The 16,575-nt window shown below is 41.6% G+C and carries 15 protein-coding genes and 1 riboswitch; of the genes, 10 read left to right on the top strand and 5 right to left on the bottom strand.

All coding sequences use genetic code 11. The annotated features are described in order from the left end of the window. The first annotated feature begins 16 nt into the window (after positions 1–16). Positions 17–161: riboswitch (cyclic di-AMP (ydaO/yuaA leader) on the top strand. A 113-nt stretch (positions 162–274) separates the two neighbouring features. From NST65_RS02375 to NST65_RS02395, 5 genes are all read left to right on the top strand, one after another. After that, on the top strand, positions 275–2,101 hold the full coding sequence (locus NST65_RS02375) for an APC family permease (protein WP_111927507.1): 1,827 nt from the start codon (positions 275–277) through the stop codon (positions 2,099–2,101). Positions 2,102–2,168: 67 nt separating this feature from the next. Next, a complete protein-coding gene (locus tag NST65_RS02380; protein ID WP_111927506.1) occupies positions 2,169–3,890 on the top strand; it encodes a pyruvate oxidase in 1,722 nt (573 codons plus the stop codon). Between the two features lie 192 nt (positions 3,891–4,082). Further along, the gene (locus NST65_RS02385) at positions 4,083–5,843 is read left to right on the top strand and encodes a T7SS effector LXG polymorphic toxin (protein WP_342489375.1); all 1,761 of its coding nucleotides are present in this window, start codon (positions 4,083–4,085) and stop codon (positions 5,841–5,843) included. A gap of 14 nt (positions 5,844–5,857) precedes the next feature. Next, a complete protein-coding gene (locus tag NST65_RS02390) occupies positions 5,858–6,211 on the top strand; it encodes a hypothetical protein (RefSeq protein ID WP_024425366.1) in 354 nt (117 codons plus the stop codon). Between the two features lie 240 nt (positions 6,212–6,451). Further along, entirely contained in the window at positions 6,452–6,676 is a 225-nt protein-coding gene (locus tag NST65_RS02395) for a hypothetical protein (protein WP_111927710.1), read from the top strand. A 40-nt stretch (positions 6,677–6,716) separates the two neighbouring features. Here the strand turns inward: NST65_RS02395 and NST65_RS02400 are convergent, their stop codons facing one another. From NST65_RS02400 to NST65_RS02415, 4 genes are all read right to left on the bottom strand, one after another. Continuing rightward, positions 6,717–6,980, bottom strand: a complete 264-nt coding sequence (locus tag NST65_RS02400; protein WP_008346966.1) for a hypothetical protein — start codon at positions 6,978–6,980, stop codon at positions 6,717–6,719. 98 nt (positions 6,981–7,078) lie between these two features. Next, complete coding sequence (locus tag NST65_RS02405) at positions 7,079–7,648, bottom strand: GNAT family protein (RefSeq protein WP_034283978.1); 570 nt, start codon at positions 7,646–7,648, stop codon at positions 7,079–7,081. 71 nt (positions 7,649–7,719) lie between these two features. Continuing rightward, entirely contained in the window at positions 7,720–8,997 is a 1,278-nt protein-coding gene (locus NST65_RS02410) for an Nramp family divalent metal transporter (protein WP_111927709.1), read from the bottom strand. Positions 8,998–9,218: 221 nt separating this feature from the next. Beyond that, the gene (locus tag NST65_RS02415) at positions 9,219–9,479 is read right to left on the bottom strand and encodes a GlsB/YeaQ/YmgE family stress response membrane protein (RefSeq protein ID WP_024427360.1); all 261 of its coding nucleotides are present in this window, start codon (positions 9,477–9,479) and stop codon (positions 9,219–9,221) included. 155 nt (positions 9,480–9,634) lie between these two features. Here NST65_RS02415 and NST65_RS02420 point away from each other — a divergent pair, with 155 nt between their 5' ends. Continuing rightward, positions 9,635–10,465 carry an EcsC family protein gene (locus NST65_RS02420; protein WP_034283975.1) on the top strand — a complete coding sequence of 277 codons (831 nt, stop codon included), beginning with the start codon at positions 9,635–9,637 and terminating at the stop codon, positions 10,463–10,465. A 26-nt stretch (positions 10,466–10,491) separates the two neighbouring features. Here the strand turns inward: NST65_RS02420 and NST65_RS02425 are convergent, their stop codons facing one another. After that, entirely contained in the window at positions 10,492–11,589 is a 1,098-nt protein-coding gene (locus NST65_RS02425) for a DctP family TRAP transporter solute-binding subunit (protein ID WP_340891595.1), read from the bottom strand. 82 nt (positions 11,590–11,671) lie between these two features. On the opposite strand from NST65_RS02425, the gene NST65_RS02430 reads away from it, so the two are divergent. The 4 genes from NST65_RS02430 (at position 11,672) to NST65_RS02445 (ending at position 16,569) form a co-directional block, all read left to right on the top strand. Next, a complete protein-coding gene (locus NST65_RS02430) occupies positions 11,672–13,276 on the top strand; it encodes a sensor histidine kinase (RefSeq protein ID WP_342489376.1) in 1,605 nt (534 codons plus the stop codon). Next, on the top strand, positions 13,273–13,956 hold the full coding sequence (locus NST65_RS02435; protein WP_034283970.1) for a response regulator: 684 nt from the start codon (positions 13,273–13,275) through the stop codon (positions 13,954–13,956). The genes NST65_RS02430 and NST65_RS02435 overlap by 4 nt, the downstream gene beginning before the upstream one ends. A 124-nt stretch (positions 13,957–14,080) precedes the next feature. Then, a complete protein-coding gene (gene dctP, locus NST65_RS02440; RefSeq protein ID WP_041107478.1) occupies positions 14,081–15,349 on the top strand; it encodes a C4-dicarboxylate transporter DctP in 1,269 nt (422 codons plus the stop codon). A 197-nt stretch (positions 15,350–15,546) separates the two neighbouring features. Next, positions 15,547–16,569 (top strand): AI-2E family transporter, encoded by a 1,023-nt coding sequence (locus NST65_RS02445; protein ID WP_024425375.1) that lies wholly within the window; start codon positions 15,547–15,549, stop codon positions 16,567–16,569. The last annotated feature ends 6 nt before the right edge of the window (positions 16,570–16,575 follow it).

A 16,575-nucleotide genomic window follows, 5' to 3' on the forward strand; every position in this document is an offset into this window, starting at 1 on the left:
TATGATCTCTTTTATAAAAGACCAATCGCTGAATCATTTCGATGAGCGGGGGAACCATTGGTGGTGCAGGACACCACGTGGGGTGAATCCTTTTTAGGTAGGGCAAAGTCTCATGCGCCCGAATCCGTCAGCTAACCTCGTAAGCGTTAAAGAGAGCAAAGACCAACCTGTGATCTAAACAATAGACGCAGGGGCATTCTATTGCCTCTGTGTCTTTTTGGCGATCCATCTTTTGTAACTTAAATCGTTTTGACACTAAAGGAGCGGGCATCACATGTACAGTTTGATGAAGCGTATTTTAATTGGGAAACCATTAAAATCACAGGCAGCAGGAGAACAAAAACTATCAAAAATCAAAGCGTTGGCATTATTGTCATCAGACGCATTGTCATCCGTTGCATATGGTACAGAACAAATCTTGATTGTTCTTTCCGTTGTTAGTGCAGCAGCATTTTGGTACTCACTCCCGATTGCAGGTTGTGTATTAATTCTTTTAATGGCGTTAATTTTATCTTACCGCCAAATTATTTATGCTTATCCAGAAGGCGGAGGGGCTTATGTCGTCTCTAGCAGAAACTTAGGTGAAAAGCCAGGACTGGTCGCTGGCGGATCATTGCTTGTAGATTATATTCTGACTGTAGCAGTGAGCATATCAGCGGGTACCGATGCCATCACATCGGCTTTTCCGGCACTATACCCATATCATGTGCTGATTTCAATTGTATTGGTCATTTTGATTATGGTGCTCAACCTTCGTGGATTGACAGAATCAGCATCTATTTTGGCTTATCCCGTATACTTGTTTGTCATATCACTCCTTATATTAATTGGAGTCGGCGGCTTTAAATTATTAACAGGAGGTGTGCCTCCAGCACCTGAGCATACAGCGATCGGCACACATGTACCTGGCATTACATTATTTCTTTTATTAAAAGCATTTTCGTCTGGCTGTTCAGCACTGACTGGGGTAGAAGCCATTTCAAATACCATTCCATCCTTTAAAAAACCAGCTGCACAAAATGCAGCGAGAACATTATTGATGATGGGTGGATTACTAGCTGTTTTATTTGTGGGTGTAACATTGCTTGCGTTTGGTTTTGGCATCTCACCAAAGCCAGAAGAAACGGTAGTATCACAAATTGCATCAGATACATTTGGACGTACATTTTTCTATTATGTCATTCAGGCTGTCACAGCTTTAATCTTGATATTAGCGGCAAACACCGGCTTTTCCGCCTTTCCTTTATTGGCGGTTAACTTAGCAAAGGATAAATATATGCCGCGCATGTTTACAGTAAGAGGGGATCGACTTGGTTATTCTAATGGCATTATCTTTTTAGGTGTAGCTTCCATGCTGCTCATTTGGTTGTTTGATGGGAAAACGGAACACCTCATTCCGCTATATGCTGTCGGTGTATTTATTCCATTTACCTTGTCACAGACCGGTATGTGTGTGAAGTGGATTCGTGAAAAACCGCGGGGCTGGAAAACGAAAATGCCTATCAATATAGTCGGAGCACTGATTTCTTTCACGGTTCTCATGATTCTCATTTTGACCAAGTTCCATCTTGTATGGCCAGTATTTGTTTTCATGCCAATTGTGCTATTGATCTTTCATTCCATAAAAAAGCATTATCTGTCTGTCGGAGAACAACTGCGTTTAATGAATGAAACAGAGCCTGTTGAGATTAAAGGAAATGTGGTCATCGTGCCCATAGCAGGAGTAACACGTGTCGTCGAACAATCTGTTCAATATGCAAAATCCTTATCAGAGCAAGTCATAGCAGTTCATGTATCTTTTGATAAAGAAAAAGATAAGAAAATTGAAGCGGATTGGGAAAAACTGAACAGCGGTGTGCGGCTTGTGATATTGCATTCGTCTTATCGAAGTCTTATTCATCCGCTTGATAAATTTCTTGAAACGGTTGAGGCTAAAGCAAATGCGCATCAATATAAAGTGATGGTGCTTGTGCCTCAATTTATCCCGAAAAAAAGATGGCATACGATCTTGCATAACCAATCTGCCTTTTTATTAAGATTCCGTCTATTATGGAAACGGGATATTGTGGTCGCCACCCTTCCATATCATTTTAAAAAGTAGCAGCAAGTTGAAACGTTTGATCAAAAGGGTGCGGTGGTATGGAGTAAGAAAAAAGGAGTTTTCTCACATGCCGCAAAGAACCGCAGGAAAAGAAGTAACAGCGCTACTGGAAGAGTGGGGCGTAAAACATATTTATGGAATGCCCGGCGACAGCATAAACGAATTGATTGAAGAGCTTAGGCATGAATCAAGCCAAATACAATTTATACAAACGAGACATGAAGAAGTGGCGGCACTCTCAGCGGCGGCTGATGCCAAACTAACAGGTAAGCTCGGTGTCTGCTTATCCATCGCTGGACCGGGTGCTGTCCACTTATTAAATGGACTATACGATGCAAAAGCAGATGGCGCACCCGTTTTAGCAATTGCAGGGCAGGTTGCGTCGAATGAAGTAGGAAGAGACACATTTCAAGAAATCAAATTAGAGCGGATGTTTGACGACGTCGCTGTCTTTAATCAGCAGGTACAAACAGCAGAAGCGCTGCCTGATTTATTGAATCAAGCCATTAAAGCAGCTTATACCCATAAAGGGGTGGCTGTTCTCACCGTATCAGATGACTTATTTTCTCAAAAAATTAAGCGTAAGCCAGTTTATACATCTCCTCTTTATGTTGAGGGAGAGGTACGGCCAAAGAAAGATCAACTGCTAAAGGCAGCACAGCTAATTAACAATGCGAAGAAGCCAGTCATCTTAGCAGGTAAAGGATTACGAAATGCAAAAGAAGAGCTTCTTTCATTTGCAGAAAAGGCTGCTGCACCTATCGTCATCACACTTCCTGCAAAAGGGGTTGTGCCAGACAGGCATCCATACTTTTTAGGAAACCTAGGTCAAATTGGAACGAAGCCAGCTTATGAAGCGATGGAAGAGTGTGATCTCTTAATTATGCTTGGAACTTCCTTTCCATATAGAGACTACTTACCAGAGGACACACCTGCCATTCAACTGGATATTAAACCAGATCAAATCGGTAAAAGATATCCAGTAGACGTAGGAATCGTGAGTGACAGCAAGAGTGGTTTGCAGGAACTGACCTCCTACATTGAATATAAAGAGCAGCGTGGTTTCCTTGAAGCTTGTACAGAGCATATGATGAAATGGCGAGAAGAAATGGATAAGGAAAAATCCGTTGCCACATCACCACTTAAACCGCAGCAAGTCATTGCTAGACTAGAAGAAGCAGTTGAAGACGACGCCATTCTTTCTGTTGATGTAGGGAATGTAACCGTATGGATGGCCCGCCATTTCGAAATGAAACGGCAGGATTTCATCATCTCCAGCTGGCTTGCCACAATGGGCTGTGGTTTGCCTGGAGCGATTTCTGCTAAGTTAAATGAACCGAATCGTCAAGCGGTTGCTGTCTGCGGAGATGGTGGCTTCACAATGGTCATGCAAGACTTTGTGACAGCGGTAAAATATAAACTGCCGATCGTTGTTGTGATCTTAAACAACAACAACCTTGGAATGATCGAATATGAACAACAGGTAAAAGGAAACATCAATTATGGTATAGAGCTGGAAGATATTGATTTTGCTAAGTTCGCAGAAGCATGTGGCGGCAAAGGAATCTCCGTGTCATCACATGAAGAACTAGCTCCAGCCTTTGATACAGCCCTTCAATCAGATAAACCCGTCATTATTGATGTTGCTGTCACCAATGAACCGCCGTTACCTGGGAAAATTACGTACACACAAGCAGCTGGTTTTAGTAAGTACTTACTGAAAAAATTCTTTGAAAAAGGCGAGCTGGATATCCCTCCACTCAAGAAAAGTTTAAAACGCTTTTTCTAAACAAAATGTAGTCGGTCCTCTCAAAAGAGGACTGACTTTTTTTGCTGAAAGGAAAAAACATTTCAATTATCACTTGTTTTATTCCCTCTAAAAATATTTGGAAATTATTTTTGTAACTTAAAGCCTATTTTTCCAATTCGCTGAGAAAGGTAAAATAGACTTTATGATCAATAATGGAGGGAGTGACTTCTTCTGGGTAAGATACTTGATGCAAAAGCACTAACCAGTGCCATGGACACAAGGGCAAAACACTACCAGGAACTCCGCGAACAAATGGTAGATTTAAAAAAGGCATTACAAGGTGTTGCCAACCTCGGTGATGATTTCACTGGGAAAGGAGCCGATAATATTAAAAGTTTCTATAAAGAGCTCGCTGGAAATGTAGACATGTTTATCAGCTTCATTGATAAGCAAAAAGCCTTTCATGAAGGTGTTTCTGGGACACTAGATGATACGAGCTTTGGCGGCGATACCTTTGTAGAAGAACACTTTTTAGACAACGCAGTACATATGGGCATCAAGAATGCTAAAAGCATTGTGAAGGATCAAAAAAAGGCACTCAAAACGATTTTTCAAGACATTGATGACCTCATTTCCCTAGAAGTATTTGATAGCCAAACCTTTGATGAAAAAATAGAAGATGCGGAAGATGAACGAAAAAAGACGGTCAAAGAACTAAGAGAGCTTGATCAAAATTTAAAAGATGAATATGCTTTGTCAGAGACGGAACAGCAAGCTACAATGGCATTGTATGCTGAAATGATGAATGCGACAAATGACGGAAAAGCGATTTCGCCTATGAATTTTGACAAGAAAGCGTATCAAAATAGCGAAATTTACAAGGCAAAAAGCGATATTGAGAAGCAAACTTCTGAATATCTGAAAATCAAAAAAGAACAAGAAGAAGCCCGAAAGATTGCGAAGGAACAAGAAGACCTCGCCAACCGCCCTTGGTATGAAAAAGCCCTCGATTATGGTGGAAACATCGTGAATGAACTGACCGGCGTGAACGATGCAAAACGTGCCGCAACAGGCGTTGATCCAATCACAGGCGAGGAACTCACCGCAGGCCAGCGAGTCGCGGCAGGCGGCATGGCAGCCGCAGGCTACATCCCAATCGTCGGCTGGGCAGGCCGCATTTTCAAAGGCGGAAAAGCTGTCTATAAAACCACCCAAGCCACATCAGCCGCGGTCAGGGCAGTCGACATTTACAAGACATCACAAAAGTCTTTTGATGCTCTAAAGACATCCCAAAAAGGTTTATATGGTCTCACCGCCACCAACGGCTTCAGCGAAGCGATTACAGGTCGAGATATGTTTGGAAATAAGGTCTCGAAAGGACAGCAGGAAGCAAGTATGAACGCGGCGCTTGGAATGCTTTTGCCGTTTGGGGCTAAAGGGTTTCATGGGAAGATAGGGATTAAGAGTACAGAAAAAACTTTGAGAAATAAAAAAGTAGCAGTAGGTGAAGAAATTATTGCTCAGAGGGTACAGAAAGTAGAATTAGATTTAACTACAAAAGTTACACCTTACAAATCGTTAAGTCGGAATCAGCAGAAGAAAATAAAGGAAAAGATTGAAAATCGTACTGTTACAAAGGAAGAGTATAAACGATATCAATGGGATAAAAGATTCTCCAAAAGAAGGGCTGCAGGGGTTACTGAATTCTGGAAACAAGAAAAGAAAAGAATTTTAGATGGAGAATCTACAACAAGGAATTGGACTAATGAACAAAAACAAGAGATTTTAAAAAGCAAAAAACCACAATATAATGGGAAATCCATTATCGGACACCATACTTACAATGCTATGAATTATCCACATATCAGTAATAGAGGAGAATTAATTTATCCTGTGACTGGAAGAGAACATTTAAAGGGTTGGCATGGAGGAAGTTATAGCAAAAATGCACCTGGTAGACCTGTTAATCCAGATTATTTAGAGGAATTTTAATAGGGAGGAAAAATATGAGTAAGATAGCTATTAAGATAAGCTCAAAAGGTCCAATTAATAAATATGTATTACCTTTAAGAAAGTACACCGGTTTAGGAATTACAGATATAAAAAGTGGGATTGAAAACAAGGACTTTTTTTCCGAAACGGATGCAAATGATATTGATAGTATGGAAAATTTAAAGGAATTAGTTGATGCTTTACTGAATTTGGGAGCGGATGTGAAAATCTTTGATAGTGATGAATATGGTGAAGGAATATTTAATTATCAAGAAATTTCTTACGATGAATTGATCAATAGTATTGAGCGATTAAAAGAAATAATGGAAGAATTACAGGATTACGACGATGCTATGTCTGATGAGTGAAAGTGAACAATTAATAAAAGAATAATGAATGGAGCTTTGCCAGTAAAAGAACCTATGTAATTTTAACGTCTAAATGATGACATAAAAACTAAAAGATTACGATACTATGTTAACCTTGATTTTTTTACGAAATATCAAGGTTTTTTAAACTGAAAATGCAATTGCAAACTCAATCACCCACTCATAATTGGAAATTACATGTTAAACTAATCCAATCACCACAAAAAAGGAGCCAAAACCATGCTATGGATTTTCACACAAAACCAGCAAAGTTTCGTTCATGTCCACGAAGTCACTGTAGCCGGCAAAAAGATTGAAGGGATGATCGCAGGAAGCGATACTTGGGTTAAGACGCTTGGTAAGTATGACTCAAACGATCGTGCATCAGAGGTCCTTCAAGACATTGTGAAAACGATTGAAGCCAATCAAGATGCCACTGTGACTTACAGAATGCCAAATCAATAAAAAAGAAACCACCTTTCCATTGCGAAAAGGTGGTTTTTGTTTATGATGGTGTTTTTGTAAAGGCTAAAAATAAAGGAATGCCTGTGCCGACAAGGGTTGTGGCAAATAGGAACATACCGCAAATGAATAGAAAATGGCTGGCTGAAAAGACAAGTGCCAGAATGAGAAAAACGATGCTGAGTCCTGCCATGCTATATGATGGGACAAAGCGGCGTTTGTAGGTGGCTTTCTTTGTTAAGAATGAGAAGAAAATGCCAAATAATAAAGGGACAATCCATAAGTAAAATAAAATAATAAGAGACATACTTCATACCTCGATTTTTCCTTCTATTTTATCAGATGCTGATCGCAACCGATACTACAAAGCTTCACTTTGTAAAATAATTCATGCAATCGACACAATTACGTGGGCTGATTCATAGAATGCGTTTTTTCTTTCATATATTCAGGCTGCAAAAGGGCGTATACACAATGATCCGTAAAGCGGTCGCCCAGCCATTCACATTGTCTCAAAATGCCTTCAAGCGAAAAGGATAAACGCTCTGCGATGCGTCTGCTCTTCAGGTTATCGACAGCAGCCCTGATTTCAATGCGGTGCAGTCCACAATCTTCAAATAAATAATGAATGACTGCTTTGCACGCTCTTGTCATGATGCCTTTTCCTTGATAGCCTTCTCCGAGCCAATAGCCAATTGAAACAGTCCTGTCGATCCAATGAATTTGGTGGGTGCCGATGATCCCGACAAGCTCTCCATGTGACCAGATGCCCGCTTGAAAACCGTTGTTCTGCAAGGCTTGCTGCATTGCGCCTTGAATGAACGCCATGCTGTCTTCTTCTGTTTTCGTTGAATCCACCCAAAGCATCCATTCACGTAAATGCTCTCTTGACCGCTGGATGAGCAAATATAGACTTCTTGCGTCTCTTGGCTCAAGCAGCCGCATAGCTATCTCTTGATCCTGATAAAAAAACATGTGCCCACATCCTCTCAGGGGAATTTTACCATAACCATATGAAAAGAAAAAGACAGCATCACTACTGTCTTTTACATAAACGTATCCACAATTAAAAAGAGATTGAGTGCGACAACAAGAGCTGCTATCACCCAAGATATTCCTGTTACCCAGCGGGCATTCGTTAATTCGCCCATAATTCGTTTTTTACTTGTAAATAAGATGAGCGGAATTAAAGCAAAGGCAATACCAAAGGATAAGACCACCTGACTCATCACAAGTGCAGATGTCGGATTCACCCCAGATGCAATGATCACAATAGGGGGAATAATAGTAATCAGCCGGCGGACATACAGCGGAATCCGGTATTGAATAAAACCCTGCATAATGATATCGCCTGACAATGTACCGACAGAAGAGCTTGATAGTCCGGCTACAAGCAGTCCTACACCAAATAAGATAGCTGATACAGGACCTGCGAGTGTGCTAAAATGCTGGAACGCAACATCCAGATCTTCAACAAAGAGACCATTTTTATAAAATAAAGCGGCTGCCACAATCAACATACTGGCATTGATGGCTCCAGCGACTAGCATCGCAATAAGGATATCTAAAAACTCAAAGCGGAAAATCTGTTTTTTCTCCTTTTCCGTTCTGCCGACGACTCTCCTTTGGGTTAATGCTGAATGTAAATAGATCGCGTGCGGCATCACAGTGGCACCTAAAATTCCGGCTGCAAGCAGTACACTATCTGCGCCATCAAATTTTGGAATGAAAAGCCCGCCTGCGACACTTGCCATATCAGGCTTGGCGACAAAGGTTTGCACAGCGAAAGCGATCACGACAACGAACAGCATGCCAGTGATGCCGGCTTCTAATGCGCGATATCCCCGTCTTTGCAATTCTAAAATCGCAAATGATCCGATAGCTGCAATAATGGATGCTTCAAGCAGCGGGATCCGAAAAAGCAAGTATAAACCAAGTGCAGCCCCGATAAACTCGGCTAAATCTGTGGCAATAATGACGAGTTCGCCCTGAATCCATAAACCGATGGAGACGGGTTTTGGAAACTCTTCACGTGCGATTTCAGGTAAGTTTTTACCTGTCGCTATTCCAAGCTTTGCGGACAATGATTGAATGAGCAAAGCCATGAGATTTGATATGAGAATGACCCATAAAAGGAGATATCCATATTTAGAGCCAGCCGCAATGTTGGTGGCAAAATTTCCTGGGTCAATATATGCAATGGCAGCGATAAAAGCAGGGCCTAGAAAAGGAAGAAGCCTTCTAAATCCTTTGACCTTACCTTCAAGTGCACGCTCAGCTGCCGCTGACATGTGTGCCTGTGCCTCGATGTATTTGTTTGTCATATGTCATCACCTAGATTCTACAAAGTTTTGCTTGGGCACAAAAAGTTTCCTTGATGCAATTTTTAATCATCATATGCCCATATTCATGAAAAGTCAACTATCTGAACTAATAGGTTTGTTTATCATATGTAAGTGAAAAAAATAGATACCTTGTCAACGAGCAACATAAAAAACACCGCCTTTTAGACGGTGTCCCTACTGCTTCCTCTGTTATTTGTTTTTTAAGATACCCTTGATCCCACACTGCGGAAGATCAGGCTTAAAATAATGACAAAGATCGCTGCTCCTAAGATTGCTGGAATGATCGCAAAGCCTGCCAGACTAGGACCCCACGTTCCAAGTAATCCATGACCAATCCAAGCGCCTACAAACCCGGCAATCATTGAACCAATCCATCCTCCTGGTACACTGCCCCCAGCGAGTGCACTCCCAATGAGACCGATGACAATCGCCACAACTAATGAAATTAGAAATCCTAACATGTTGACCACTCCTCTTTTGTTTGTTTATTAAGCAATAACCGTTTTGAAAAAGATTAAAACCTTTCGGAACCGCTTCAATGTTCTATACGTATGATGGACAAGGATTGTGTATAATAACAGACAAATACTTCAGCGACATCTAAGGAGGCATATGCATGGAGGAAAGAGAGTGGCTAAAAGCACAATTAAAGGAGATTGAAAAATGGGAGAAAGACCAGCAAAAGGTATGGTTTTGGGAGAAACTCAGCCGCCTTCCATTTCAAATGCTGGACAAGCTGACGCCTGCTTTTATTCAGAAAAAAATCGGTGTACTGCTAGATGAAATGGGTCATTACATTCAGTCTGGCGGTGCCTATTTGACGTCGGAAAAAGGCATCATTCATCAATTTCAAAAGAAGTGTGAGGGCGAATCCATCCAGCGTATAGAGGATATTGGAAAGGCCCCAATCGAATTGATGGATGCCATTAGTGAACATATGGGGAAAAACAGAACGAATCTCGCGACGGTACAAGGTGCGACAACTGGTGTCGGCGGAATGTTTACGCTAGCTGCTGATATTCCTGCGGTCCTGGGCCTCTCTCTGAAAACATTGCAGGATATTGCCGTCACCTATGGCTATGATCCTAAAAACAAAGAGGAGCGGGTCTTCATCATTAAATGCTTGCAGCTGAACTCTGCGGATGTCGTTGGAAAGAAATCGATTCTAAAAGAGCTGAAAAGCTATCATGCATCCGAAGGGAAGCATGAAAACATGATTTCTCAAATCCAAGGGTGGCGTGAGGTCGTCTATAATTACCGGGATTCGTTTGGCTGGAAGAAACTGTTTCAGCTTGTGCCCATTGCTGGGATTTTGTTTGGTGCCGTTTCGAACCGCTCACAATTAAAAGGAATTGCCGAAACAGGCATGATGCAATACCGAAAACGAAGAATTTTAACAAGATTAGAAGAGCTCACGCAGCAAGAACAGAGTGAGTCCGGCGCATAAAAAAATCCCTTATCAAAGGGATTTTTTTATTTGCTCTCATCCTCTTCCTGAAAAGCATGAATAGGTGAGTGTTCATAACGTACACGCAGTTCGCGGATCTGTTTGATGAGGGTGGAGCCGATCGTTTTTTCGGCTTCATCATACAAAGGATCAAGGGCTTTCATCCATTTTTGTCTTTCTGCTGGCGTCAATTCATGAATGGCAATCGGCGATTCACGTTTAATGTCCTCCAGCTGATCTTTGTTCATCTGTTCTGCATGCTTTTCATTCCAAGCCGTTGTTTCTTCCATGGCTTCAAGTAAAATTCGTTTCGTTTCGGGTGTCTGGCGGTCAAAGAAGGATTGATCTGTTAAGACCACATAGCCTAAATACCCGTGATTGCTGATCGTCATATAGTCTTGTATATGATAGAATTTTTTTGAATAAATATTTGAAATGGTATTTTCTTCACCGTCTACTTTTTTGGTTTCTAATAGCTGAAACGTTGAATTAAATGATTCCTGATAGGGCTTTGCGCCAAGGAGTTTGAATTGTTTTTCAATCATGTCGCTTTGCATAATGCGGAGAGACTGGTTTTTTAAATCAGCCGGCTGTTTGATGGGCCCTTTATTAGAGGTAATTTGCTTAAAGCCATTTGTCCAATAAGCCATTCCCTTTAATCCATCTTTTTGCAGCGTGCCAAACAACCTTTGTCCAATTGCACCGTGCAGGCCTTCTTGAACCGCGCTGTAATTTGAAAAAGCAAAGGGAAGATCAAGTGCCAGCCACTCAGGAGACAGCATGCCGAGCTTCGAGGTAGACGGAGCGATAAATTGAACTTGATTCTCTTTGAGTGCATTAATTTCTTCAATATCAGAATAAAGGCTTCCGTTGGAGAAAATTTGAATGCTGATCTTTCCATCGGATTTTTCGTGCACGAGCTCAGCAAATTTCTTTGCGGCAAGTCCTTTAGGTGTATTGTCTGCCACGACATGGCTGAATTTGAACACAAGCTGGTCCTTCAGTCCTGTCTGTTCATCATCAAAGGTTGTCGCTGATTTTGGCATCATATGATAAAAACCAAAGTATAAAGCGGTTACAAAACCGATCATGAGCAAAAGTGTATAAGCGAGTAAATTCTTCATGCGTCAGATCCCCCTTATGTCAAGCATACTTGACAGAGGAAGAATTCGTAAAGATACAGGTGAAAAAATGATGAGAAATCGATTGAAATTACAACAATTATCTATTAGATGGAAGCTTACCATCCTCACATATTTCGTTGTCATTTTCGCCCTTTTAATCGGAGGAATTGTCCTTGTTGGGGGAATTCAGCAAACAGAGGAACGGGAGCTTCGAAAAAGACTCATGAACACGGCGAGAACTGTGGCTGAAATGAATGAGGTGAAGCAGGCGTTAGCTGATCAGACAAAGGAACATGATCGATTACAGCATGCGATCGAAGAGATTCGGATTATTCAAGACGCTGACTACATTGTCGTGATGGATATGGATCATGTGAGATTAACGCATCCAGTGAAAACGAGGATTGGCCAGCGCTCAGAAGGAACTGATGAAGAGCCGGCTTTTGCAGAGCATATTTATTTCTCAGAAGCAGAGGGAGAGCTTGGAACAGCCATCAGAGCTTTTTATCCAGTCAAGGATGATCAATTTAATCAAACAGGGGTTGTGCTTGTAGGAAGAACTCTGCCAAGTATGGCAGATATATTAGGAGAAATGAAGCGCGATATCCTCATGATCCTCCTCTTGACGCTCAGCTTTGGGCTTGTGGGTTCATTTTTGCTCGCCCGTCATATTAAACAGCAAATGTTTAAGCTGGAGCCGCATGAGATTGTCAGAATGCTAGAGGAACGCACTGCAACCTTTCACTCTATTAATGAAGGGGTTATCGCCATTGATAATCAGCACATGATTACCATTTTTAATGAGAAGGCGAAGCAGATTTTTGGCGTGACGGGTGATGTCGTGGGCCGGAATATTTGGGATGTGCTGTCTGATACAAGACTTCCTGAAATTATCGATCGCGCAGAACCCGTCTACAATGAAGAAATTCATATGAGCGGAAAGCGGATCATGAGCAGCCGGATTCCGATTGTGATGAAAAAGAAGATCATCGGAGCAGTTGCCATTTTTCAGGACCGGACGGAAGCGGCAAAATTGGCGGAGGAGCTCACAGGGGTTAAGAACTTTGTGGACGGTTTGCGGGTGCAAAACCATGAGCATATGAATAAGCTTCATACGATTGCCGGTCTGATTCAGCTGGGTAAAGCCGATCAGGCGCTCGATCTGGCCTTTCAAACGACAGAGGAGCAGGAACATGTGACGGACTTTCTTCACCGCGTCATAGAGCATGATGCTGTCTCAGGGTTATTGATGAGCAAAATCAGAAGGGGCAAGGAGCTTGGCATCATGGTCGAAGTAGATGAACATAGCTGTCTGCGTGATTTCCCTGAACGGCTTGATCAGCATGATATGACGAAGCTGCTCGGAAATCTCATTGAGAACGCCTTTGCTTCGTATGATACTGTAGAAAGAGACACAAAAGTCATTTCCATTAGTATCGATCAAACGGAGGATGTCCTCGCGATTTTAATTGAAGACAATGGCTCCGGGATCGAAGAAGAAATGATTCCTTCTATTTTCGATAAAGGCTTCACACATGGCAAAGAGGGCGGAACAGGCTATGGCCTGTATATTGTAAAAACGATTATCGACAAAGGGATGGGAAGTGTAGAGGTCACATCAAGCATCGGCATTGGTACCACCTTCTCAATCGAATTCCCAATGACCATAGAGGAGAGAGACAGATGACTCAGATTAAGGTGCTGTTAATTGAAGATGACCCGATGGTGCAAGAAGTGAATAAAGAGTTCATTATGAGTGTTCCTGGCTTTCAAGTAGCAGCTGTCGCTGGAAATGGGGAGCAGGGCATCCAGCTGATCAAAGAGATTCGTCCAGACCTCGTGGTACTTGATGTATATATGCCAAAAAAGGATGGCGTCAAAACGCTGCAAGACATCAGAAAACAGAAGATGAAAGTGGATGTGATTGTCATTTCAGCAGCGAAGGACAAAGAGACCATCGGCATCATGCTTCAAAATGGTGCGCGGGATTATATTATTAAACCATTCAAATTTGAACGAATGAAAGAATCACTTGAAAGCTATAAGGCGTTTAAATCAAAAATCCAAACCGCAGCAGAATTTTCTCAGGAGATGCTCGATGATATCATACGAAAGCCTGCTGTTAAGCAGGAAGATACTTGGCTTCCTAAAGGGCTGAATGTGCATACGATGAACGAAATTAAAGCTTATATGGGCTTGCAGGAAGGCGCCCAGTCTGCAGAGGAAGTTGCAAATGCACTTGGCATAGCCCGTGTCACGGCACGCCGGTATTTAGACTTCCTCGTCAAAGAAGGCGAGCTGAAATTAGATATGCAATATGGGGGGATTGGACGTCCTGTGAATAAATATATCGTACATTCTGACTAAGAGACCAAAAAGACCAAAATGTACGATATGTCCATAAGCTTCACAGCCTTTGATGAAATCGCTATCATTTATCTACAGATAACAGTTAAGCGTTTACATCAAAGGGTGAGGGAGTTGATTTTTTATGAAAAGGCTTTTGAAGAACCTGACATTTCAGGTGATTGCAGCTGTCATCATCGGGATCATTGTCGGGATGGTTTGGCCAAACGTCGGAAAAGAAATGAAGCCGCTTGGTGACACCTTTATCAATGCCGTTAAAATGGTCATAGCACCAATTATTTTCTTAACCATTGTTCTTGGTATTGCCAAGATGGGGGATATGAAAAAGGTTGGAAAAGTTGGGGGAAAAGCATTTATTTATTTTGAAGTCGTCACGACACTTGCTCTGGTCATCGGTCTTTTTGTTGTGAATATCATGAAGCCAGGTGCAGGTCTTGACTATAGCAAGCTTGAAAAAGGGGATGTCTCACAATATACCCAAAATGGCGGACAGGGTATCGACTGGATGGAATTTGTTACACACATCGTGCCATCTAACATGGTTGATGCTTTCGCAAAGGGTGATATTTTACAGGTCTTATTCTTCTCTATTTTATTCGGTGTTGCGCTCGCTGCTCTTGGCGAGAAGGGGAAAGGCATCATCGAATGGCTTGATAAGCTGTCACTTGTTTTCTTTAAAATCATTGGATATATCATGCGTGCTGCGCCGCTCGGTGCGTTTGGGGCAATGGCTTATACGATCGGACACTTTGGTTTGGCATCGATTAAACCGCTGGCGAGTCTGATGCTCTCCGTTTATATGACCATGTTCTTGTTCATTTTCGTTGTACTGAACATCATTTGTAAAATGTATGGCTTCAGCCTGCTCGGTTATCTGCGGTTTATCAAGGATGAAATTTTGATTGTTCTTGGCACAAGTTCTTCAGAATCCGTGCTGCCAAGAATGATGGATAAAATGGAACGCTACGGGTGCTCTAAGTCTGTTGTTGGTCTTGTCATTCCAACAGGTTATTCCTTTAACCTAGACGGAACTTCAATTTATTTATCAATGGCCGTCGTCTTCTTGGCACAAGTGTTTGGTGTAGACTTGTCGATCGGTCAGCAGATCACTATTATCCTTGTTCTGATGCTTACATCAAAGGGAGCAGCTGGGGTGACAGGAAGCGGATTTATCGTGCTTGCATCTACTCTTGCGGCACTACAGGTCATTCCGTTAGAGGGTCTAGCACTGCTGCTTGGGGTTGACCGCTTCATGAGTGAAGGAAGAGCGATTACAAACCTCATTGGAAATGGAATCGCAACAATTGTTGTCGCGAAGAGTGAAGGTGAATTTGACGAAGCGAAGAGCAAAACAGCACTTCAGGAAATGCGGAATATGAAGCAGGCTGTTTAGTATAAAAACAACCAAAAACCGAAACCTTATGTTCTACATGGGTTCGGTTTTTTTGTGTAAAAAAGAAAAAACAATAAAATTAATACAAATCGTAAGACCTCTTTGACCTTTTATTATATAATTTACAGAAAGATCCGATATAATGTATATCAGATACGATGAAAAATAGACTTTAGTCCTGGCAGGTGTGTAACGTAATGACGGCATTTTTAAAATTGTTCGAAAAACCCGGTGTTAAGCGGTTTTCAGTATTTGTAGTATTAGCCACAGCATTATATCTATTAAGAGGAATGATGAATTTAATTCTTTTGACCTTCATTTTCACCTTTTTGATGAATCGGTTGGAAGAGGTCATTAGAGGCTTTTTAAATCGCTTCCTGAAAATAGGACAGAAATCGGTCATTACCATTTTGTATATTCTTCTGGCTGGCGGATTGACATTTGGCGGATTTGTTTTTGTGCCAATCATCGCCAAACAGGTAGAGCAGCTATTTCATTTAGGAAAGAAAATTGCAGATCATCCACAAGATTTACCCTTCTTTGACGTCATCACGAACGTATTCGGAGATTTCAAAATATCAGCTTTCTTTGAGAAAGGGTTTAATTTCCTCTATACATACATAACCGATTTCAGTACATTCAGTATCCAGGTCATTATGTCCTTAATATTAAGCATGTTCTTCCTGTTCGAAAAAGAACGCCTCATTCAATTCATGAACAAGTTCAAAACGAGTAAAATCTCCGTGTTCTATCATGAAATTGCCTTCTTTGGACGTAAATTTTCCCGAACGTTTGGAAAAGTACTTGAAGCTCAGTTTATTATTGCAACCGTTAATTGTGTGCTAACGACCATCGCGTTAGGCATTATGGGTTTCCCGCAGTTATTTGGATTAGCGGTCATGGTCTTTTTGCTAGGCTTAATCCCAGTAGCGGGTGTAGTGATCTCTCTTATTCCACTCAGCATCATTGCGTATACACTCGGAGGCGGAATGTATGTCCTGTATATTGTGCTGGTGATTGTCATTATCCATGCCATTGAAGCATACTTCTTGAATCCGAAGCTCATGTCAGCTAAAACAGAGCTCCCTATTTTCTTCACGTTTATTGTGCTGATCTTCTCTGAACACTATATTGGCATTTGGGGACTTATTATCGGTATCCCAATCTTTGTGTTTATTTTAGATATCCTTGAAGTGACAAATAGGGAAGAAAGTAATTAAAAAGTT

The organism is Bacillus sp. FSL P4-0248 (assembly GCF_038593305.1).
GTDB lineage: Bacteria > Bacillota > Bacilli > Bacillales > Bacillaceae > Bacillus > Bacillus safensis.